The sequence below is a fragment of the Prochlorococcus sp. MIT 1306 genome (assembly GCF_047304515.1).
Taxonomy (GTDB): Bacteria; Cyanobacteriota; Cyanobacteriia; order PCC-6307; family Cyanobiaceae; genus Prochlorococcus; species Prochlorococcus marinus_D.
The window spans coordinates 1,767,800-1,786,392 of sequence record NZ_CP138959.1; the positions used below are offsets into that span (position 1 = coordinate 1,767,800).

The window sequence follows — 18,593 nt, forward strand, 5'->3', positions numbered from 1 at the left end:
AGAATTGGAGTGAAGAAGGCCGGGACGGACCAGTGGCAAAAATTGCCCCTGCATTCACGTCATATTTTGACTCTAACACCGCAGCAATTTGAGTCCCTGCCTTTGCACTCCGGTCATGCGCAAGGACTCACCCATCTGCTCTGCAAGCCAATGCTGCACCTGAACAGGTTTAAGGCTACGGCCCATCGAATCAATGCTTGCCTCCAGACGCAGAATCTTGGCCGGCGCAGCAGGCTCCAAAGGAACGATGGAGGTGCCATCAGGGCCTTGACCGTAAAGCGCCGGCACGTAAACGCCAGGCACCTGAGCTAAGTCCTGCAAAAGGCTTGAGCGACTCAATCCATTGGCCTTAGCGTCAGCCACTACCAAACCAATCTCAGGCAGCAGCTCTTCACCATCGCCAAGGGCTACAAAATCAAAAAAAGCGGCATAGGGCTCAGGGTTACTGGTAGCCGTTGGTCCGCCAGCAAAGATCAATGGTGGTGCCGCTAGATCATTCAGGGGCTGATCACCACGGTCGCTTGCCAACAAAGGAATCTCTGCCAGATCAAGCATCTCAAGGATGTTTGTGACCCCAAGCTCATAACAGAAGCTGAAGCCAAGGATGTCGAAGGCCTGGAGAGGACGGCGACTCTCCACAGCGAACAGAGGCTGCCGTAGGTCCCGCAAGCGCTGGGCCAGGTCCTGAGCGGGGAGATAGGCCCTGTCACAAAGCTGACCTGGAACTGCGTTGAGAATCGAATAAAGCAATGATGTGGCCCTGATTGCTCGCGCCCACCTCGTAGATCTCCGGGTAGGAGAGAGCCCAGCGCACCCGAGAGGCCTGCCAATCGCGAGGCTCAACCCCCAACTCATGGCCCATGTAACGGGTAGGGCGATTGATCCCGGCATTGACCAGGCTGTCGAAATCCACCGGCTCCAGACGGAGTGAGGCGACGGTCATGGCCAGCAGGGCACTAATCCCATCGTATGGACAACGCTGGCCACCCCCCCGACACAGCGCAAGGTCCCGTGACGTAGCAAGATGCCTGCCAAGACAGCCAGCTCATCAGTGGTTCAGGTCAACAGCAACTACCTCAAACTCAAGGCGGGATATCTATTCCCCGAAATCGCCAGGCGGATCAAAAGCTTCAGTGAAGCCAACCCGGATGCTGCGCTCATCCGCCTCGGCATCGGCGATGTAACCGAACCACTGCCACTGGCATGCAGAAACGCGATGAAGGTCGCCATCGACGAGATGGGGACCTTCACTGGCTTCCATGGCTATGGCCCTGAGCAGGGCTACGACTGGCTGCGCGAAGCGATCGCCAAGCATGATTTCCAGACCAAAGGCTGTCAGATCAATGCCGAGGAGATCTTTGTCTCCGACGGATCGAAGTGCGACAGCAGCAACATCCTCGACATCCTTGGGAGCAGCAATCGCATCGCCGTTACAGATCCAGTTTATCCGGTGTATGTCGACAGCAACGTGATGGCGGGTCGCACCGGCGACGCCAATCAAAGCGGCCGCTACGCAGGCCTGAGCTACCTGCCAATCAACGCCGAAAATGGGTTTGCAGCCAAGATCCCCTCCGAACCAGTCGATCTGATCTATCTGTGTTTCCCCAACAACCCCACCGGAGCGGTAGCCACAAGAGCCCAGCTCCAGGAGTGGGTGAACTATGCCCGCACCAACAACGTCTTGATTTTGTTTGACGCTGCCTATGAGGCGTTCATCCAGAATCCCGACCTACCCCATTCGATCTATGAGATCGAGGGCGCGCGCGAGTGTGCCATCGAATTCCGATCGTTCTCCAAGAATGCTGGATTCACCGGCACCCGTTGCGCCTTCACGGTGGTACCGAAAGGCTTGAAGGGCAAAAGCGACGATGGATCAGATGTGGAACTCTGGAATCTCTGGAACAGGCGCCAAAGCACCAAGTTCAACGGCGTCAGCTACATCATTCAACGTGGCGCCGAAGCGGTTTACTCCGCCCAAGGCCAGGGGGAGATCAATGCGCTAGTGAGCTTCTACATGAGAAACGCCGCCATCATCCGCAGGGAACTTACGGCCGCCGGGATCGAAGTGCATGGTGGTGAGCATGCGCCCTATGTGTGGCTGAAGACACCGGACGACATGGATTCCTGGGGCTTCTTCGATCATCTGCTCCACAACGCCCACGTGGTAGGCACCCCAGGCAGCGGTTTCGGTGCTGCAGGCGAAGGCTACTTCCGTCTCTCCGCCTTCAACAGTCGCGTCAATGTGGACGAGGCCATGCGTCGGATCCGTGCCCTCTGAGATCACAGGATCTATCCCCCGCCATTGAAGCTGGGATCGCTCACCATCTTCACCATGGGTGAGCGGCCCACGTACATTGGGGCCCTCCCGATTGTCCTGGCCATGGCGGTGAATGCCCCCAGCCCCAGTCCCGGTGGTGCCGCCGTCCTCGAGAAGCAAACCGAGCGGATCCGCAAGCAATCGCCTCATTACAAGGTGCTTCTTCACAACGATCCAGTGAACTCCATGGAATACGTGGTGGTCACCCTCCAGCAGGTGGTACCCCAGCTAAGCGAGCAGGACGCCATGGCCGTGATGCTGGAAGCCCACAACACCGGCGTCGGGCTGGTGATCGTCTGCGACCTCGAACCAGCCGAGTTCTACTGCGAAACACTGAAAGCCAAGGGGCTGACCAGCACACTGGAACAGGAAAGCTGAACAGGTCTGGCCTACATCCGCTTTGGTCAGCATGGTTAAACCAACGTTGGCGCTGGTTGCCGACAGTGACCCTGATCCCCCTGCTCTACGGGTTGGGATGGCTGATCATGCAACCGACCGTCCTGTTCCTGCCAGGGCTGCCGCTCCAATGGCGCGGCCTGCTGGGAACCCTCTGCAGTGCACTGCTGTTTCTAGTGCTACTGCCTGGCTGGGTTAGGGCCCGCTGGATCAGCCAACATCCATGGCGCAGCTTGGGCATCACTGGTGCAGGCGTTGGCGACACCCTTCTGAAACCCCTGCTACTGGGATTGGCCGGGGCCGGGGCCCTGCTGCTGCTAATCAGCGTGATCACGATCAGCGGCCATTGGGGCTACTGGCTAGGGGATCTCAACGCCGAGAAACAGCTCAATGCCGTTCTGCTCTGCCTCGTCGTGGGCTTGCTGGAAGAGCTGATATTCCGCGGCTGGCTCTGGGGAGAGCTCAAGCTACTGATCGGAGCACGGCTGGCACTGCCCATTCAAGCCCTGATTTTCAGCCTGGTGCACACACGCTTTAACATTGGAATCTGGCCAATGCTCGGCCTGCTGAGCGGGCTGTTCCTACTGGGCCTGGTCCTGGCCATTCGCAGGCGCCTCGACCATGGCTCCCTCTGGGGATGTGTAGGACTGCACGGAGGTTTGGTGGGTGGCTGGTTTGCCCTCCAATCCGGCCTCATCCAATTTTCCCCTCAGTCGCCGCTTTGGCTCACCGGGCCAGCTGACAACCCCCTCGGTGGAGTGGTCGGCATGCTGGCGATGGCTGCCTTACTCGTCTATCAACTCACGGCATTAGCCAAGGCCGCCCGCCCCATCACTGGAGCCCGTAGAGCCTCCTCCAAAGGCGCCACCCCGTAATCCCGCTCAAGCAAGGCCATCACGGTACGTCCGAAATTGCCAGGCTCAGTCTCAAAAGCCTCGAGACAGATTCTTCCGAAAATACTTCCCATCGGTTCAGGGTTCCAGAGCAGCTTCCTAGCCGTCCAGGGCATCATGCTCATGGGGTTGTAGCCGGGTTGAATCAAACCCTGTTCAAAGCCATACTGCTCCAGATGGGTGTGAGGTTGGAGGCCAATGAAAAAGATGGCAGGCTCCACCTTGTCGGGCCCGAAAATCCGTTCCAGCTCGCGGTGATAGGCGATGGATTGACGAATCGTTTCCGGTCTTTCGTCAATCACGTTGAAGGAGTAGTTCACCGACACGTGTTGGCGGAAGCCAGCGCGGACTAACAGCCGACAGTTCTCAAGCACAGTGCGCAGGTTGTACCCCATGCGCATCTTGCGCACGAGCTCCTGAGACCCTGAGGTAATGCCAATCTCGAAGTAACTCATGCCGGTTGCCACCATCAACTCCGCAAGCTCGGCATCAAGGTTGTCGGCACGGATGTAGGCGGCCCAACGAATTCCATTGAGCCCTTCAGCCTTGATCGCCGTCAGAAGATTTTTGGCATCCTCAATGTATCGGCGGGCGGGGATGAACTGTGCATCAGTGAACCAAAAGCCACGTACGCCACGGTCATAAAGCTGGCGCATCTCCGCCACCACCTCTTTGACAGGATTGAGCCTTACCTGTTTCCCCTCCACAACGGTGTAAACGCAATAGCAACAATTGTGGGGACAACCCCGCTTGGTCTGTACACCGACGTAGAAGTCACCACCCTCTAGGTACCAATTCAATTGAGGCCATATCGATGAAATGTAGTCGTAATCGCAGGCGGTTTTAGGACGACTTTCAGGCTGCTCATGAATCAGACCAGCTCGCACTGGCTCACCCACCACAAAACAGCGTTGATCATTCAGGGAAACGCCGCGCAGCAAATTCTCCAATAGGGGCTCCCCTTCCCCCAACGACACGATGGTGCCCTTCGGCAAAGAGCGACCAAGTTGCTCATAGAACACACTCACTGCACCACCACCCAAGACAGCCCGGGCATGGCTGACATGGCGACGAGCAGCTCGCAGCCCATGTCGCACAAGTCGCTGATTGCGCCAGAGCTCTCCGTAATGGCTTTTCATCAACAACAATCCACCGAAGGCGCCCCGGAGGCGTCGCAAAGGATTACTTGCATAAAACACCTCAAAGGAGTGCTGCAGCGGATTGCCAGTGCGACCATCCACCGGCGCATAGATCTGGATATCTCTCCAAGAAAAAACCAGCAGGGTGGGGCGAAACTGATCAATCGTGGCCAACAACACCCGTTCAACATCCAGGACAGGCAAAGCAGCCAAATCCAAAATCCGTTGAGGAAGGTCCGGGAAACACTTGTGCAGGTGATCGGCCAGGTAAATCGGCCCAATTGGAAAGATGGGATTGCAGGGCAACCTCACCAGCAGCACACGCTCCTCTACCTGCGAGGAAAATCCTCTAGAAACCTCAAAGGATGAAGCGGAACCCATTGGTCAAGAGCGCAGGATCTCAGCGATTGCTCAAGCTGAAAGCGACGCTAACAATGACTGCGCTTCTCCTAAGCGCTAATCAATCAAGCCGTTGTCTCTGAAACTCCCAGCATCAATTGAAGATGAGCAAAGCAATCTCCCCGCTGCGCAGCGACTAATTACTCTCTAATAAGAATGAGTTCTTGATGGGCAGCAGCTTTGGGGATCTATTCCGAATCAGCACCTTCGGTGAATCTCATGGAGGGGGCGTGGGAGTCATCGTGGAAGGCTGCCCACCAAGGCTTGAGCTTGACCTACAGAAGATTCAGGCCGAGCTAGATCGACGCAAACCTGGCCAAAGCAAGATCAGTACACCCCGCAAGGAAGAAGATCAAGTCGAAATCCTCAGCGGTCTACTCAACAACACAACCCTTGGAACACCAATCGCCATGGTGGTGCGCAACAAGGATCACAAGCCTGGCGACTACAAGGAGATGAATGTTGCATTTCGGCCTTCCCATGCCGATGCCACCTATCAGGCGAAGTACGGCATCCAAGCTCGAAGCGGTGGAGGGCGAGCCTCCGCAAGAGAGACGATTGCGCGGGTAGCCGCTGGAGCGATTGCCAAGCAATTACTGACCAAAGCCCATAACACCGAAGTACTGGCATGGGTCAAACGCATTCACACCCTGGAGGCCGAAATCAATGCCCAGGACGTCAGCATTGATGACGTCGAAGCAAACATCGTGCGTTGCCCGAACCAAGTCATGGCAGCGCAAATGGTGGAGCGTATTGAAGCCATCAGCCGTGAAGGCGACTCATGCGGTGGTGTGATCGAGTGTGTTGTACGCAATGCCCCAATGGGTCTGGGGATGCCTGTGTTCGACAAGCTTGAGGCAGACCTCGCCAAGGCCGTGATGTCACTACCTGCCAGCAAGGGCTTTGAGATCGGCTCGGGGTTTGGCGGCACCCTGCTAAAAGGCAGCGAGCACAACGACGCTTTCCTCCCCAGCAATGATGGTCGCCTACGAACAGCCACCAACAACTCTGGTGGCATCCAGGGAGGGATTACTAACGGTGAATCCATCCTGATCCGAGTGGCATTCAAGCCAACAGCCACCATCCGTAAAGATCAACAAACAATTGACGCTGATGGCAACACCACGACACTGTCTGCCAAAGGTCGTCATGATCCCTGCGTGCTGCCTAGGGCCGTACCGATAGTTGAAGCCATGGTGTCCCTTGTACTCGCTGATCACCTCTTACGCCAACAAGGACAGTGCAGTCTCTGGTAAAGCAAATCTGAGCTACCTAGACCAAGCAATGATTCCCCCTTCACAAGGTCCTATTACTAGATCATCATCAACAAATAGTTAAAGCATGCGCTGCCAATGGCGCTCTTCCCTCGTGATGGTGCTGATTCACGAGCCATGGAGCCTTAATCACCGGCGGGATCGCCACTGCCAAACCACTGGCTCGACAATTAAAAAGGCCTCTTAGTACGACTGGCAAAACCGTTGGTTTTTAGCCATTCGCCCGAGGCCTTAAAAGACAAATGGAGGCACTGGATCAGCCAGTCACCTCCAAGCATCAAGTGCTCATTTGAGCTCTAATGGAACGCTACCGTTGGCGCCAACAGCCGAGCTAACGACAGAGGTCCCGAGACGACCAGCTGCCTTCGCCATGCGTTTTGCTACAGACGTGGAGGCAACAATACTTTTGCTCCCACTAGCTTTGCGTGCACGGCGAGCTGGTCGCGACGTGCCAACTGATGTGCTGGAAGACTTCTTCGCGGAGGCCTTGGCAGCAGAGGTTTTCTTTGCAGGGGCTTTAGCAGCAGAGGCTTTCTTCGCAGGGGCTTTAGCAGCAGAGGCTTTCTTTGCAGGGGCTTTAGCAGCAGAGGCTTTCTTCGCAGGGGCTTTAGCAGCAGAGGCTTTCTTCGCAGGGGCTTTAGCAGCAGAGGCTTTCTTCGCAGGGGCTTTAGCAGCAGAGGCTTTCTTCGCAGGGGCTTTAGCAGCAGAGGCTTTCTTCGCAGGGGCTTTAGCAGCAGAGGCTTTCTTTGCAGGGGCTTTAGCAGCAGAGGCTTTCTTTGCAGGAGTCTTACTCGTTGATTTACCTGGACCACGACTGCGATGAGTCAACACCATGGCCCACTCATCAGCAGTGAGATTTGAAGGCTTGCTGCCATGGGTATTGGCGAGCTTGGCTGCCTTTTCGATGTCCTTGATCAAATTGGTCCAGGACGTCGCAAAGCGCTTGTCTGACTGAGACTTGGCACCGCTTTCGACCAAGGTTTCCACCACTCCAGCTGCGCTGACCTTCTTACGGCGACGATTAAAGATCTCCTTCTGAAGCTGTGCGATCAGAGCATCGGCTTTAACACTGAGCTTGATGGTTAGCTGAGACATTGAAGAATAAATAGCTATCTTATATGTAGCATCTCAACCGAATGTCAACAAATAGTCGAAGTTAGCCTGTCGTTGCCGGAGGCTTCAAACAAGCCTTCAATGAATGATCAAGCCACCCCTGTTGAACCAGCTCACGTCCCAAAGCAACAGCGTCATACCCCTCATTAAGCCAAGGGATGAAGCCTTGAAGCGTCAGCCCACCCGCTGCAATCAGACAGGGCAAAGCCTTCATCGGTCCTGCCAACTAACGCCAGTAGTCAGCCCCAAAAAACTGATGCAGAGAGCAACTGAACGAGCCGGCAATCGACAACGTTAAGCCTGCTGGATCTCAATGGGAGTGAACAGCACAGGCACAAGCACCTAATACATGTCCCGCGCCTGCTGATGAAGGTCGGCATGCCAATGATGAAGTCATGGCATAAGCAAGGCCTAGCTCTGCCACAGACGGCAAGGCTTCTGGACAGCTCATAGAAGCTGTTCCCATGCAGAGCCCTGCAAAGCACTCCTACAGCTCCCTCATCAAAGACATCCAACCAGGATGAGCAGACCAGGCCAGCTGCCTATGCCGAACTCCGACAAGATGCAACTGCTCGAAAACTGCAAACAAAGACGATCTGGAGCCACATCACTCAAGATGGTCTTAAACGCTATGCCTTAACTGAAACAAGGGCTGAGCACTTAGTAAGGCTATCAAGACCTCTTGTCTATCAAGCCAGAGACAATCACCCCAGCGCTCAGACGTATTCAGCAACCCTGACATCGCGTCGGATCAGCAAGTCCTGCAAATCCTGAGCATCAACAGTTTCCTTCTCGACAAGCAAATCCGCTAACTCATCAAGAACAGAACGATTCTCGATCAAGACTTTGGTGGCACGCTTGTAAGCCACATCAACCAGATCAGAGACCTCTGCATCGATAATCGCTGCAGTGTCTTCAGAGAAATCGCGTTCAGAGGCGATGTCACGACCAAGGAACATCCCTCCCTGAGACCGCCCCAAAGCGACTGGACCAAGCTTGTCGCTCATCCCGAACCTCGTCACCATCTGCCTGGCGACCTGAGCGACCTGTTGAAGGTCATTGGATGCACCAGTGGTCACCTCGTCTTCGCCGTAGACGATTTCTTCTGCAACTCGACCACCCAGAGCAACAGCCATCTGGTTCTGCAAATAAGCCCTGGAATAGAGACCAGACTCCATCCGCTCCTCACTCGGGGTGAAGAATGTGAGACCACCAGCCTGACCACGAGGAATGATGGAAATCTTCTGCACTGAGTCGTAATCAGGCATAAGGGCTCCTACCAGGGCATGACCAGACTCGTGATAAGCAACCAGTTGCTTACGCCGTTCACTCATGACACGATCCTTCTTCTCAGGACCAGCCATGACCCGCTCAATGGCGTCGCTAATCTCATCATTGCTCACTTCTGTGAGCTCTCGACGAGCTGCGAGGATTGCCGCTTCATTGAGCAAGTTGGCAAGATCAGCCCCTGTGAAGCCTGGTGTGCGCCGCGCCACTTTGTCGAGATCAACATCCTTGGACAGGGTCTTATCGCGGGCATGCACATTGAGGATCTGCAGGCGACCGCTGTAATCAGGGCGCTCCACAACAACCTGTCGGTCAAAGCGACCAGGGCGCATCAACGCCGAATCAAGCACATCAGGCCGATTGGTGGCCGCCACGATGATGATGCCGGTATTGCCCTCGAAACCATCCATTTCAGTCAGCAGCTGGTTAAGAGTCTGCTCACGCTCATCGTTGCCACCGCCAAGGCCAGCGCCCCGCTGCCGACCCACCGCATCAATTTCATCAATGAAAACAATGCAAGGAGCGTTCTTCTTGGCCTGCTCAAATAGGTCACGGACTCGACTGGCACCAACCCCAACAAACATCTCGACAAACTCCGAGCCTGAAATCGAGAAGAACGGCACCGCCGCTTCACCAGCCACTGCTTTGGCCAGCAGTGTTTTGCCAGTTCCAGGAGGGCCTACAAGCAGAACACCTTTGGGGATTTTTGCGCCAACAGCAGTAAATCGATCAGGGTTTTTGAGAAAGTCAACGACTTCGGTAAGTTCAAGCTTTGCCCCTTCGATCCCAGCAACATCACTAAAGGTGACCTGAGTGGACGGCTCCATCTGAACTCTGGCCTTGCTCTTGCCAAAATTCATGGCAGGGTTACCACCGCCGCCGCCACTCTGAGAACGTCTGAAGAGAAAGAAAAGTCCACCCAATAACAACAAGGGGAAAATCAAACTTCCGGCGGCCTGTTGCCAAGCACCTGCCTGGCGGGTTGGTTGAACAGCAATATCAACGTTGTGATCCGTTAACAACTTCAAAAGGTCCTTGTCAGGGGCAAGGTTGACATCCGCGCGTCGACCATCGCTTTCAACAACCTGAGCGGTCGCCTGGTCTGGGGAGATCAGCACACGACTCACTTGGTTGTCCTGAACTGCTTCAACGAATTCGCTGTAGCGGAGAGTCTCCCGCTCAGTCGTGCCAGGTTTGCCGAGGAAGGCCGTGCCGACCACGACCACCACGACCACCAGAAGAACGTAAAGGCCTACGTTGCGCCAGCGTTTATCCAAGATTCTCCTGCCTGTAATGAAAGAATGTTATTCGGGCTCAGGGAATCACGTGGCTCTCAGCACCTCAACCACGCTACGGAAGGCGAACCACTCAGGGATCTCCTCGCCACTTCTCAACATCTTGCGAAACTGCGTACCGCTGAGCTTCTTGACATGTAATCCACGAGCCTCGGCATGCTCGGCAGTGACGTAGCCCTCCTCTTCAGTGAAAACAAGATTCAACGAGGGGACCGTTTCCATTGCCAGCTCTCCTGCACATTCCTGTGCAAAGTTCTGCGCGTCGTAAGGGCCATAGAAGTCATCGCCGCTAAGGGAGGACTTACATCCGGCCATGTCACGACCGATGATGAAATGGGTACATCCATAATTACGGCGAATAATCATGTGTTGCAGGGCTTCGCGCGGACCTGCCATATGCATGGCATAGGGAAGATAGGCCCAGCGAATGCGGGGATTATCTACCTCAGCAGCCAACCGCTCATAGGTCTGAAAACGTACGCCACCAGGGATATCATCCTGCTGAGTTGGTCCACAGGTTGGATGCACTAACACAACAGCGTTCTCGCTCACATTGCTGGCATGCAAGGCTCGCGTAAACAACTCGTAGTGAGCGCGATGAATGGGATTGCGACACTGAAAGGCAACAACGTCCTCCCCGGCAGGAAGTTCCGCCCGAACCTGAGCAGGGCTCTTGCAAGGAAAAATACGCTTAGGCAACTCCAAACCCTGCAAGGTGCCCCCGAGATAAAAGCGCTTGCGTTCAGTGGCAATCATGCGCACAGCGGGATGTTCTAGAGAGGTGGTGCCATAGCAACCTTTGGCTTCCACCACCTTGTCGGGCTCCCATTTGTCCTCGACTTGAAGAACTGCCAAATCCTGACCCTTGTAACTCAGCAACACCCGATCACCGATCGCTACATCCTCTCGATCGGTATCCATCACGATTGGCAGGCCGAAAAGATAGCCGGAAAGAGTGCGATGGCCTGCAACAACAGCGTCGTAATCACCCTGATGCATAAAGCCCCGCTCAGGCGAAAAGCCTCCACCGACAAGCAACTCCAGATCGCAAGCATTGCGATCTGAGCACTCCAACACAAGATTGGCACTGGCCTTGACAGCTTCCTGCTGATCAGTAGCCACCATCAAATCCACCAGTGTCCCTCCATAGGGGGCGATCACGCCGGGAGACTGGGCAGATGCAGAGGGACTGGCAATCATGACAAGCCTGGGGATGCCGGGAGATTCTCCCAGACGGATGGTTTTGCTCAGCTAAGACCAGGCGCAACTAAAGCATGGTCAAAAAAAAGGGGCCCATAGGCCCCCTTGAAAAATATTCAGTTGATTGGGATTGGAGACGATGAGAAGTCTTCTAATCAGCCCTTACGGCCATAGAGGACCCCAGAGATCTTGAGATCACGAGCTTCCTTAGAACCCATGTCTGTATCAGCAGTCTGTAATGCGACGAAGGTGCCAGCAAATTCATTGGAGCCAGCGTCAACACTATCGACAGAAAGGGTGATTTGACCCTTGCCATCGATATAGCGCTTGACATTTTCAGTCTGAAGATCCTTGTCATCACCACCCAATGCAACGAGGCCTTGGGCATAGTCAACACCTGTAGTCAAAGCACGACTTTTGGGATCAAGGAAGTTACTAGTGCGGTAACTAGGTGTCCTTGTTGTGCCTTTGAACTCAGTACCAACCGAGATTGAAGAACTGTTTGAATCCACCTGCATGTCTTTAGCTGAGAAGACAAAAGGCACTTCCTCACCATTAGGTGCGAGGACGGTAATTAATTGAAAGTCAATACCACCCTTTTCAGCGAAGGCGCCAGAACCAGAAATGTCTCCGAAAACCTGCTCAATAGTGGTGTTATTGGATGGGCTGATGATCTTAGTTTTAGCGAAATCAGCTTTTTTGCGCTTTGTAGGCGAAACCTTCACAAACACCTCAGTGGGTTGCAAGCAAATGTCGCTGAGAGTATCGCCAGAACCAATGCTGATGGATCCACTTGAACCAGCGGCGATGGTTGGGCAATCGTTTGCTCTACCGGTATTAACGATGTTGCCAAAACGTGCATTAGCGCGTTCATTGCCAACAACGAAATCGCTATTGCCCGCGCCATCTGTGATTGCGGCGGACACACTGCTTGGGGCAGCTACAAAGGTGAGACAGAAAGCCAGCACCAGGGCCAGCAAAGGACGAAACAGCATGGGAAGAAGCCGAAAGGCCAGATAACTGCGGGATGAACCGCCCAAAATGATCGTTTGGATCCTACAGGGCACAAATAGGCGTTACGGCTAGCCTCTTGCACCTCTCAACAACCCGTCGCTTACCGGGCTCAGTGACCACCCACAGCGAAGACGCCATAAAAGGCCGTATAGCCCCACTGACAACTGAAATAGGAGAGGTGGCCGATGAGCTCAAACAGGCAGAGACCCTGCTGGCATTAATGCCGGGAGATTGAAACGATCCATCGCGATATCCAGAAAGGTCCCTTTCGCCAAAGCTTGCCGGAAGACCGTCAAGACCTTTGCACCCTGCTTCAGACCATGGAGAAAAGCGGAGGCTGGCCATATATCCCAAGGCTGCAACTGCGCACTTTCATCGATCTACTTGGTCAAGATGGCGTCGAAATCACGACCTGAACCTCCAAAATGGCATCAAGCAACTGATGCGCCAATGCCAGCTTGGACGTAACAGGTAAAGAACGGACGCTGCCACCGGCAGCAAGCAACCAACCACCATTGCAATCCTCCTCAAAACCCTGACCAGGGCGATCAATCGGATTCGCCATCAGCAGATCACAGCCTTTGCGAAGACGCTTTTCCTCACCAAGCTGCTGAATCTGAGCTTCATTACCAGTTAGAGCAGCAAAACCAAGCAGAACCTGACCAGCTGGTCGCCTGAGAACAAGCTCAGCTAGAAGGTCAGGGACTTGCTCCCAGCCCTGAGAAAAAGACTGAAGCAAGCAATCCTTCGAAAGTTTCTCAGTCTGAGCAGGGTTAACCCGACGGACGTCCGCAACCGCCGCCGCCATTGCCACTGCATCTGCTTTGGACTGCAGCTGCGCCAGCATGTTCTGCATCTCATCTGCGCTTGCCACTGGATAGGACGCCAACCCCTCCAACCAAGCAACAGGTAGTTTCAAAGGACCATGCACCAAATCCACCTGGGCACCGCGTAGCCGAGCTGCCTGCGCCAGCAACACCCCCATACGGCCGCTGCTGCGATTGATCAACAGCCTGGCTGGATCCAAAACCTCCACTGTCGATCCAGCGGTCACCAACAACCTTCGCCCTTGCCAATCGCGTTGCAGCCTGCCTGTCTCATCAGCCTGCAAAAGCCCACTCACCACAGCCAGCTCAATCAACTGCGGATCGGCCATGCGGCCATCCCCGATCCGATCACAGGCCAGCAGCCCAGATTCAGGTGCCAATGGCAGCACGCGTGGATCAGTCTGCAACTCTTGCCAGTTCCTCCTCACGGCAGGATTGGACCACATGGCAGTGTTCATTGCTGCCGCTGCAAGCACCGGCCGTTCACAAGCCAGCAACAAACTTGCCAGCAGCCCATCTGCAAGCCCCTGCGTCCAGCGAGCAAGACTCGTTGCACTTAAAGGAGCGACAATGACAAGCTCAGCCCATTCAGCCAGGGCCACATGTAAAGGACGAGGTTCACTCGAATTCCATTGATCCTCATCCTTGTAGCAGCGATGCCTACTAAGACTGGCCAGAGCAACAGGGCTAACTAGACGAGCAGCACTAGGAGTCACAAGACAGCGCACCTCAGCGCCGGCCTTGATCAGAGCACTCACCAGCAATGGTGTTTTAACAGCCGCGATACTGCCAGTGACTGCTACAAGCAGACGGCGACCCATCAGAGGGCGTGCCGCCTCAATCTTCATCGAAGGGTTCCTGATCGATCAGATGCACGTATGGAGCTGTCAGCTCAGGGCGATGAATCGCCAAAGCCCTCAATAGATGCCAATCGCCTAACCCGGCAAAGGGCGTGGGGTAATCGTCATCTTCAAGACGCCTAGCAAGTACCGCAGTTGCCTCATCATCAAAGGCCTCAAGACGTTCTGGAGTAATCGCACCAGCAATATCCATGGAAAGCAGCTTGGAGTTCCGCATGGAGTTTGCTCAAGTAAAGAGCAGCTCCATTCTGCCTGGACGCTAGGTTCCTGCCGCTGGGGAATTAGCTCAGTTGGTAGAGCGCTGTGATCGCACCGCAGAGGTCAGGGGTTCGAATCCCCTATTCTCCATTCAGGTCTCAACGAGATCGATTGCTATAGAGAGGCTGTCAGATGCAAATCCGCTTAGACAAGTCTTAAGGCCATGGAGTCTCCTCTTCGAAGTATCCGTAAGCACAAACATCAGATCCTGATTGGACTGGCAGGTCTTGTCACGATGACGGTGATCACACGTCCTTCAGCCCTACTCACATTTGCCTTAATTGCCCTTGCAGGAAATCTGACATGCGGACATCAGCACTCTTTGACAGTCCATGCGTTAAAAGAGAGTGAAGAAGGATCTGGTCCTCAATGTCGCAATCAAAACGTGAACAGGTGGTGAGTCATCTTCGCTACATCCGCCAAGAGCTACGAGAAATGCATCAAGGAGTCATGGAAGATGGCCTTCTCCCCGAAGCAGGCGAGGTGCGTGGAGTCATGGCACAAATGGAAGCTTTGCTTGAGCTACTCGAAGGCAAGTCATCGCGTAAAGCCAAAGCTGAAGCTAGTTAATCGCCCAGATCACTTGCCACACCCTGCCTAGCAAGCTTTTTTCTTCAAATCCACTAACTATTGGAGAGAATGAAGACACATACGCTACAAGTTTTGCAAAAGGGTCTGGAAGGATTCCAGGCTGGGTGATGGGGGTTCAACTCAATCCAACCCTGCCAGTTTTTACTTATGCCCCAACAGCTTCAGTTCACTCGCTTTCAACGCAGTGTTGGTCAAGCAGGTGAACGACTGGAATTTTGGGCTGTGAACCCATGGCGGAGAAGCTCACTGTTTGTGATCGTTTTATTAATAACCTTTCTGTTAGGCAGCTCGGTTGGAACGATCAGTGGCGCGTTAGACCTCATGGACCCCATCGGAGCCCTTCTCACTGTCGTGATTTGGGAAGTGATGGTGCGATTACGGCGCCAGTGGCCTGCTCCCAAACGGGCCGTTCTGGCCCGTCAATTATTAGACATGGCAAGGATTGGTCTGCTTTACGGCCTGCTACTAGAAGGCTTCAAGTTGTTGTGATCTAAGTGAGAAGAATGACCTCAAAGGAAATTGCCAACATGCTCCATATCCTTTAAGTAACACCATCATCAGAGGGAGCATGGGCAAAGAGCACTTCTTCCTCGAATTAGAGCCACCAGAAGAACGCCTACGCCGTGCACCCCATGTTTTGATTATTGGTGGTGGGTTCGCAGGAGTGCGTGCTTGCAAAGCTCTAGCAAATACAGAGGTGCGCGTCACTCTGATCGACAAAAGAAATTTCAACCTCTTCCAACCTCTCCTCTACCAAGTCGCTACAGGCCTTGTCTCCAAAGGAGATGTTGCCACCCCCCTACGCCAATTGGTTGGCAGGCAATTCAATGTGCAAGTTCTGCTCGGTGAAGTCACCCAGCTCAATCCGCAAGACAAACAGATCGTTTTCAATAACAAAAGCTTGAGTTACGACTACCTCGTGCTCGCCACCGGATCTGGCAGCACCTATTTCGGGCATGAGGAATGGCGCAGCTTTGCTCCACCGATGAAAATCCTTGAGCACGCCGAAGAAATCCGTCGTCGACTGCTGATGGCGATGGAGCAGGCCGAACAAACACCCGACCCCAACGCCCGTCAATTCCTACAGAGCGTCGTGATTGTGGGTGCAGGGCCCACTGGCTGTGAGATGGCAGGAGCCGTATCTGAGTTAATGCGCAATGCCATGCGCCGTGAATTCAAACAACTCAATCCGGACCAAACCAAGATCTACTTGGTTGATCCTGGCGAAAGGGTGCTGCGCGCCATGCCTGAAATGTTGTCGAAATCAGCCCGCACGACTCTCGAATCACTCGGTGTAAAAATGGTTTTCAAAGGCAGGGTGCAGTCCATGCAACCCGGAGAGGTGATGATTAGCACCCCGAATGGTGATCAGTATCTTCAGGCCGCAACAGTGATCTGGACAGCTGGCGTGCGTCCTTCGCACCTCGGCCGCAATTTGGCCGACTCGGTCGGTTGTGAACTCGACAAGGGGGGGCGAATCGTTGTGGAACCAGACTTCTCCGTTGCCGGCCATCCCGAAATCCGAGTCGTTGGAGACCTCTGCTCCTATCGGCACACAACCAATCAGACACCCCTACCTGGCATGGCCGGCCCAGCTACCCAAGCCGGCGGATTTGTGGGCAAAGACATCGCTGCACTAGTGAGCGGGTCATCCCGGCCAACATTCAACTGGTTTGATTTCGGCAGCATGGCGGTTCTTGATCGTGTGGCAGCGGTGGCAGATCTGCGTGGCTTCAAATTCTCAGGAGGGATTGGCTGGATGTGCTGGGCTCTTGCCCACTTGGCCTTCATGCCCAACCCAGAGAACCGCATCACGCTGCTTTTTAAATGGTTAGTCGCCGTGGTGTCTCAACAACGCTCATCGATGCTGCTCACGGGAATGCCCAGCCAGCACATCGACATTGATGCCCCAGATGCTCATTTCCCAATGCAGCCTGGTTTAGGCCCCTCAATCGCAGCACCGGACGCAGCACTACAAGCCGCCATGAAGTACTACAGCACTCAGATCGCAGGCATAGCTCCTCAGCCGATGGCTGCTAAGGAAGGATCTGGGGAAGACTCAACAGCTGCCATCAAATAAAGCAAGGCCATGCGGATAGGAATGCCATTGCGCACCTGCTCTTCGACAAGACTGATGGAGTGATCATCCAGTAATGATCCACCCAACTCAACCCCTCTGTTCACAGGCCCAGGATGGAGCAGAGGTACAGGCTTCCCGCATAACTTGAGGCGCTCGTGGGTGAGCCCATAATCACGATGAAAGCGGTTGAGATCAGTAAGCAAATGCTGATGCATCCTTTCCTTCTGCAACCTCAAAGTCATCACTGCATCCGCGCCAGGCAAGGCCTCCTCAAGGGTTCGCACCACCTCTACACAACCACGATGTTGAACAGGGTCATGTGATTGACCAGGAGGTGGCGCCTCGACAAAAGCGACAAAATCTTGAGGCACAAGGCTCGGCGGGCCGCACAACACAACATCTGCACCGCAGGCAGTGAGTGCCCAAAGATTGGATCGCGCCACACGTGAATGGAGAACGTCTCCAACAATCACGATCCGCTTGCCCTGAAGGGCTTCAGGCAGAGGGTGATCCGGATCGAAATGATGGGCGAGGGTATAGAGATCAAGCAATCCCTGGCTGGGATGACTATGCAGCCCATCGCCACCATTGAGCACGGCAGTGCGTTCGCCTGAACGATCTAAAGCACAAGCAAGTTGTTCGGGAACGCTGGTCGAGCTATGACGCACCACCAGAACATCAGCCCCCATCGCCACATAAGTGCGAGCTGTATCAAGCAAAGTCTCTCCTTTGCTGAGTGAACTGCTGGCTGGAGTGAAACTCTGCACATCAGCCGAAAGACGACGGGCCGCCAACTCAAAGCTGCTTCGGGTGCGCGTACTGGGCTCAAAAAACAACGTTGCCACCAAACGCCCCTGCAACGCCGGCAACTTTCGTGCACCCTTGACAGGCATGGAGCGGAAGCGATGCGCTAGCTCCAGAACAGAGCTGTAATCCTCAAGGGAGAAGCTGGCCAGATCAAGGATGTGTCGATGGGACCAGCCGGTCATTGGCCATCACTGACAACAGGAGCAAGAGCCCAGGCTTGTTGCAAAGGCGGCGTGCGATCTCCCTTGGCACGGCGACTAATGCTGCGACAGTTCTTGAGATACCAACGCCAAGGAATGTCTTGTCCTTGAGAGATACCGATCCTGGTTGTGCTCACAATCGTTGGCGTACCGAAATCAGCTGGCCTAGGTGCCAGCCACACGTCATTCTCTCCTGTGACGGCTGCCCTGTCATGGGAGCGATCCAAACCAAAACGACGCGCCAATAAAGCGGGACCCGCCGCGACGCGTTCCGGTTCATCCGGCAGCGCAATCGCCCTCAATAAAACACCATTGGCCCATTCAGCACGATCGGTGACCACATTCACGCAGTGGTGGATGCCATAGCTCACATACACATAAAACCGACCAGGCTCGCCAAACAGCGTTTCGTTCTGCGGCGAACGCCTGCGACAGCCGTGGCAGGCAGGCTCATCCTGTGAATACGCCTCCGTTTCCACAATCACGCCCCAAAGCAGGCTTCCGTCTTCTTGGCGTTTCACCAACCTGCAGCCAATCAGCTCGGGGCCCACCACCTCTGCAGGTCGCTCATAGAAACTCAGCGGTAACGCCTCCATACCTTCCAGGGTGGCTTGTTTTCTGGCTTATGACAGCAATACAAGCG

General features: G+C 54.6%; 19 protein-coding genes, 1 tRNA gene and 1 pseudogene. 9 read left to right on the forward strand and 12 right to left on the reverse strand.

Going from position 1 to position 18,593, the window contains the following annotated elements:
* Positions 1 to 195: 195 nt before the first annotated feature.
* Positions 196 to 943, reverse strand: a pseudogene (locus SIB74_RS08950) (B12-binding domain-containing radical SAM protein); the annotation flags it as partial.
* Positions 944 to 1,051: 108 nt separating this feature from the next.
* Between SIB74_RS08950 and SIB74_RS08955 the strand changes: the two are divergent.
* From SIB74_RS08955 to SIB74_RS08965, 3 genes are all read left to right on the forward strand, one after another.
* Positions 1,052 to 2,278, forward strand: a complete 1,227-nt coding sequence (locus SIB74_RS08955; protein WP_063397009.1) for an LL-diaminopimelate aminotransferase — start codon at positions 1,052 to 1,054, stop codon at positions 2,276 to 2,278.
* Positions 2,279 to 2,380: 102 nt separating this feature from the next.
* Positions 2,381 to 2,695 (forward strand): ATP-dependent Clp protease adapter ClpS, encoded by a 315-nt coding sequence (gene clpS, locus SIB74_RS08960; protein WP_036915950.1) that lies wholly within the window; start codon positions 2,381 to 2,383, stop codon positions 2,693 to 2,695.
* A gap of 107 nt (positions 2,696 to 2,802) precedes the next feature.
* The gene (locus SIB74_RS08965) at positions 2,803 to 3,588 is read left to right on the forward strand and encodes a CPBP family intramembrane glutamic endopeptidase (protein WP_063397008.1); all 786 of its coding nucleotides are present in this window, start codon (positions 2,803 to 2,805) and stop codon (positions 3,586 to 3,588) included.
* Here SIB74_RS08965 and SIB74_RS08970 read toward each other — a convergent pair.
* Positions 3,510 to 5,126 (reverse strand): photosystem II high light acclimation radical SAM protein, encoded by a 1,617-nt coding sequence (locus SIB74_RS08970; protein ID WP_011826969.1) that lies wholly within the window; start codon positions 5,124 to 5,126, stop codon positions 3,510 to 3,512. The two genes, SIB74_RS08965 and SIB74_RS08970, sit on opposite strands and share 79 nt — an antisense overlap.
* A gap of 185 nt (positions 5,127 to 5,311) precedes the next feature.
* On the opposite strand from SIB74_RS08970, the gene aroC reads away from it, so the two are divergent.
* Positions 5,312 to 6,400 (forward strand): chorismate synthase, encoded by a 1,089-nt coding sequence (gene aroC / locus SIB74_RS08975; protein ID WP_063396877.1) that lies wholly within the window; start codon positions 5,312 to 5,314, stop codon positions 6,398 to 6,400.
* Positions 6,401 to 6,703: 303 nt separating this feature from the next.
* On the opposite strand, the gene SIB74_RS08980 is transcribed toward aroC, so the two are convergent.
* From SIB74_RS08980 to SIB74_RS09005, 6 genes are all read right to left on the reverse strand, one after another.
* On the reverse strand, positions 6,704 to 7,513 hold the full coding sequence (locus tag SIB74_RS08980; protein WP_413681664.1) for a hypothetical protein: 810 nt from the start codon (positions 7,511 to 7,513) through the stop codon (positions 6,704 to 6,706).
* Positions 7,514 to 7,574: 61 nt separating this feature from the next.
* Positions 7,575 to 7,757: a hypothetical protein gene (locus SIB74_RS08985; RefSeq protein ID WP_413681665.1), complete on the reverse strand. Its 183-nt coding sequence runs from the start codon at positions 7,755 to 7,757 to the stop codon at positions 7,575 to 7,577.
* Positions 7,758 to 7,841: 84 nt separating this feature from the next.
* On the reverse strand, positions 7,842 to 7,997 hold the full coding sequence (locus tag SIB74_RS08990; RefSeq protein WP_156486179.1) for a hypothetical protein: 156 nt from the start codon (positions 7,995 to 7,997) through the stop codon (positions 7,842 to 7,844).
* A 250-nt stretch (positions 7,998 to 8,247) separates the two neighbouring features.
* Positions 8,248 to 10,095 (reverse strand): ATP-dependent zinc metalloprotease FtsH3, encoded by a 1,848-nt coding sequence (gene ftsH3, locus SIB74_RS08995; protein WP_011826974.1) that lies wholly within the window; start codon positions 10,093 to 10,095, stop codon positions 8,248 to 8,250.
* A gap of 45 nt (positions 10,096 to 10,140) precedes the next feature.
* Entirely contained in the window at positions 10,141 to 11,313 is a 1,173-nt protein-coding gene (gene sat, locus SIB74_RS09000) for a sulfate adenylyltransferase (RefSeq protein WP_063396875.1), read from the reverse strand.
* 155 nt (positions 11,314 to 11,468) lie between these two features.
* On the reverse strand, positions 11,469 to 12,308 hold the full coding sequence (locus SIB74_RS09005; RefSeq protein ID WP_063397007.1) for a photosystem II manganese-stabilizing polypeptide: 840 nt from the start codon (positions 12,306 to 12,308) through the stop codon (positions 11,469 to 11,471).
* 95 nt (positions 12,309 to 12,403) lie between these two features.
* On the opposite strand from SIB74_RS09005, the gene SIB74_RS09010 reads away from it, so the two are divergent.
* A complete protein-coding gene (locus SIB74_RS09010; protein WP_413681667.1) occupies positions 12,404 to 12,562 on the forward strand; it encodes a hypothetical protein in 159 nt (52 codons plus the stop codon).
* A gap of 153 nt (positions 12,563 to 12,715) precedes the next feature.
* Here SIB74_RS09010 and coaBC read toward each other — a convergent pair whose 3' ends face one another.
* Positions 12,716 to 14,002, reverse strand: coding sequence for a bifunctional phosphopantothenoylcysteine decarboxylase/phosphopantothenate--cysteine ligase CoaBC (gene coaBC, locus SIB74_RS09015; protein ID WP_063396874.1), 1,287 nt, complete (start codon positions 14,000 to 14,002; stop codon positions 12,716 to 12,718).
* Complete coding sequence (locus SIB74_RS09020) at positions 13,992 to 14,231, reverse strand: DUF2555 domain-containing protein (RefSeq protein ID WP_011826979.1); 240 nt, start codon at positions 14,229 to 14,231, stop codon at positions 13,992 to 13,994. The genes coaBC and SIB74_RS09020 overlap by 11 nt, the downstream gene beginning before the upstream one ends.
* A gap of 58 nt (positions 14,232 to 14,289) precedes the next feature.
* Between SIB74_RS09020 and SIB74_RS09025 the strand changes: the two genes are divergently transcribed.
* From SIB74_RS09025 to SIB74_RS09040, 4 genes are all read left to right on the forward strand, one after another.
* Positions 14,290 to 14,362: transfer RNA gene (locus SIB74_RS09025), tRNA-Ala, on the forward strand.
* Positions 14,363 to 14,641: 279 nt separating this feature from the next.
* On the forward strand, positions 14,642 to 14,842 hold the full coding sequence (locus SIB74_RS09030) for a hypothetical protein (RefSeq protein ID WP_011131171.1): 201 nt from the start codon (positions 14,642 to 14,644) through the stop codon (positions 14,840 to 14,842).
* A gap of 168 nt (positions 14,843 to 15,010) precedes the next feature.
* Positions 15,011 to 15,352: a DUF565 domain-containing protein gene (locus SIB74_RS09035; RefSeq protein ID WP_011826981.1), complete on the forward strand. Its 342-nt coding sequence runs from the start codon at positions 15,011 to 15,013 to the stop codon at positions 15,350 to 15,352.
* 79 nt (positions 15,353 to 15,431) lie between these two features.
* Positions 15,432 to 16,943, forward strand: a complete 1,512-nt coding sequence (locus SIB74_RS09040; protein WP_063396873.1) for an NAD(P)/FAD-dependent oxidoreductase — start codon at positions 15,432 to 15,434, stop codon at positions 16,941 to 16,943.
* Here SIB74_RS09040 and SIB74_RS09045 read toward each other — a convergent pair.
* Together SIB74_RS09045 and SIB74_RS09050 are read right to left on the reverse strand one after the other, a co-directional pair.
* Positions 16,886 to 17,932 carry an aspartate carbamoyltransferase catalytic subunit gene (locus SIB74_RS09045; RefSeq protein ID WP_063396872.1) on the reverse strand — a complete coding sequence of 349 codons (1,047 nt, stop codon included), beginning with the start codon at positions 17,930 to 17,932 and terminating at the stop codon, positions 16,886 to 16,888. The genes SIB74_RS09040 and SIB74_RS09045 overlap by 58 nt on opposite strands.
* A complete protein-coding gene (locus tag SIB74_RS09050; protein WP_063396871.1) occupies positions 17,929 to 18,546 on the reverse strand; it encodes a DNA-3-methyladenine glycosylase in 618 nt (205 codons plus the stop codon). Before SIB74_RS09050 ends, SIB74_RS09045 begins: the two co-directional genes overlap by 4 nt.
* Positions 18,547 to 18,593 lie beyond the last annotated feature (47 nt).

Coding starts and splice junctions, on each gene's coding strand:
- clpS (WP_036915950.1), top strand. CDS start 2,381: ATGGCGGTGAATGCCCCCAGCCCCAGTCCCGGTGGTGCCGCCGTCCTC.
- SIB74_RS08965 (WP_063397008.1), top strand. CDS start 2,803: ATGCAACCGACCGTCCTGTTCCTGCCAGGGCTGCCGCTCCAATGGCGC.
- SIB74_RS08970 (WP_011826969.1), bottom strand. CDS start 5,126: ATGGGTTCCGCTTCATCCTTTGAGGTTTCTAGAGGATTTTCCTCGCAG.
- aroC (WP_063396877.1), top strand. CDS start 5,312: ATGGGCAGCAGCTTTGGGGATCTATTCCGAATCAGCACCTTCGGTGAA.
- SIB74_RS08980 (WP_413681664.1), bottom strand. CDS start 7,513: ATGTCTCAGCTAACCATCAAGCTCAGTGTTAAAGCCGATGCTCTGATC.
- SIB74_RS08990 (WP_156486179.1), bottom strand. CDS start 7,997: ATGGGAACAGCTTCTATGAGCTGTCCAGAAGCCTTGCCGTCTGTGGCA.
- sat (WP_063396875.1), bottom strand. CDS start 11,313: ATGATTGCCAGTCCCTCTGCATCTGCCCAGTCTCCCGGCGTGATCGCC.
- SIB74_RS09005 (WP_063397007.1), bottom strand. CDS start 12,308: ATGCTGTTTCGTCCTTTGCTGGCCCTGGTGCTGGCTTTCTGTCTCACC.
- coaBC (WP_063396874.1), bottom strand. CDS start 14,002: ATGAAGATTGAGGCGGCACGCCCTCTGATGGGTCGCCGTCTGCTTGTA.
- SIB74_RS09020 (WP_011826979.1), bottom strand. CDS start 14,231: ATGCGGAACTCCAAGCTGCTTTCCATGGATATTGCTGGTGCGATTACT.
- SIB74_RS09030 (WP_011131171.1), top strand. CDS start 14,642: ATGTCGCAATCAAAACGTGAACAGGTGGTGAGTCATCTTCGCTACATC.
- SIB74_RS09035 (WP_011826981.1), top strand. CDS start 15,011: ATGCCCCAACAGCTTCAGTTCACTCGCTTTCAACGCAGTGTTGGTCAA.
- SIB74_RS09040 (WP_063396873.1), top strand. CDS start 15,432: ATGGGCAAAGAGCACTTCTTCCTCGAATTAGAGCCACCAGAAGAACGC.
- SIB74_RS09045 (WP_063396872.1), bottom strand. CDS start 17,932: ATGACCGGCTGGTCCCATCGACACATCCTTGATCTGGCCAGCTTCTCC.
- SIB74_RS09050 (WP_063396871.1), bottom strand. CDS start 18,546: ATGGAGGCGTTACCGCTGAGTTTCTATGAGCGACCTGCAGAGGTGGTG.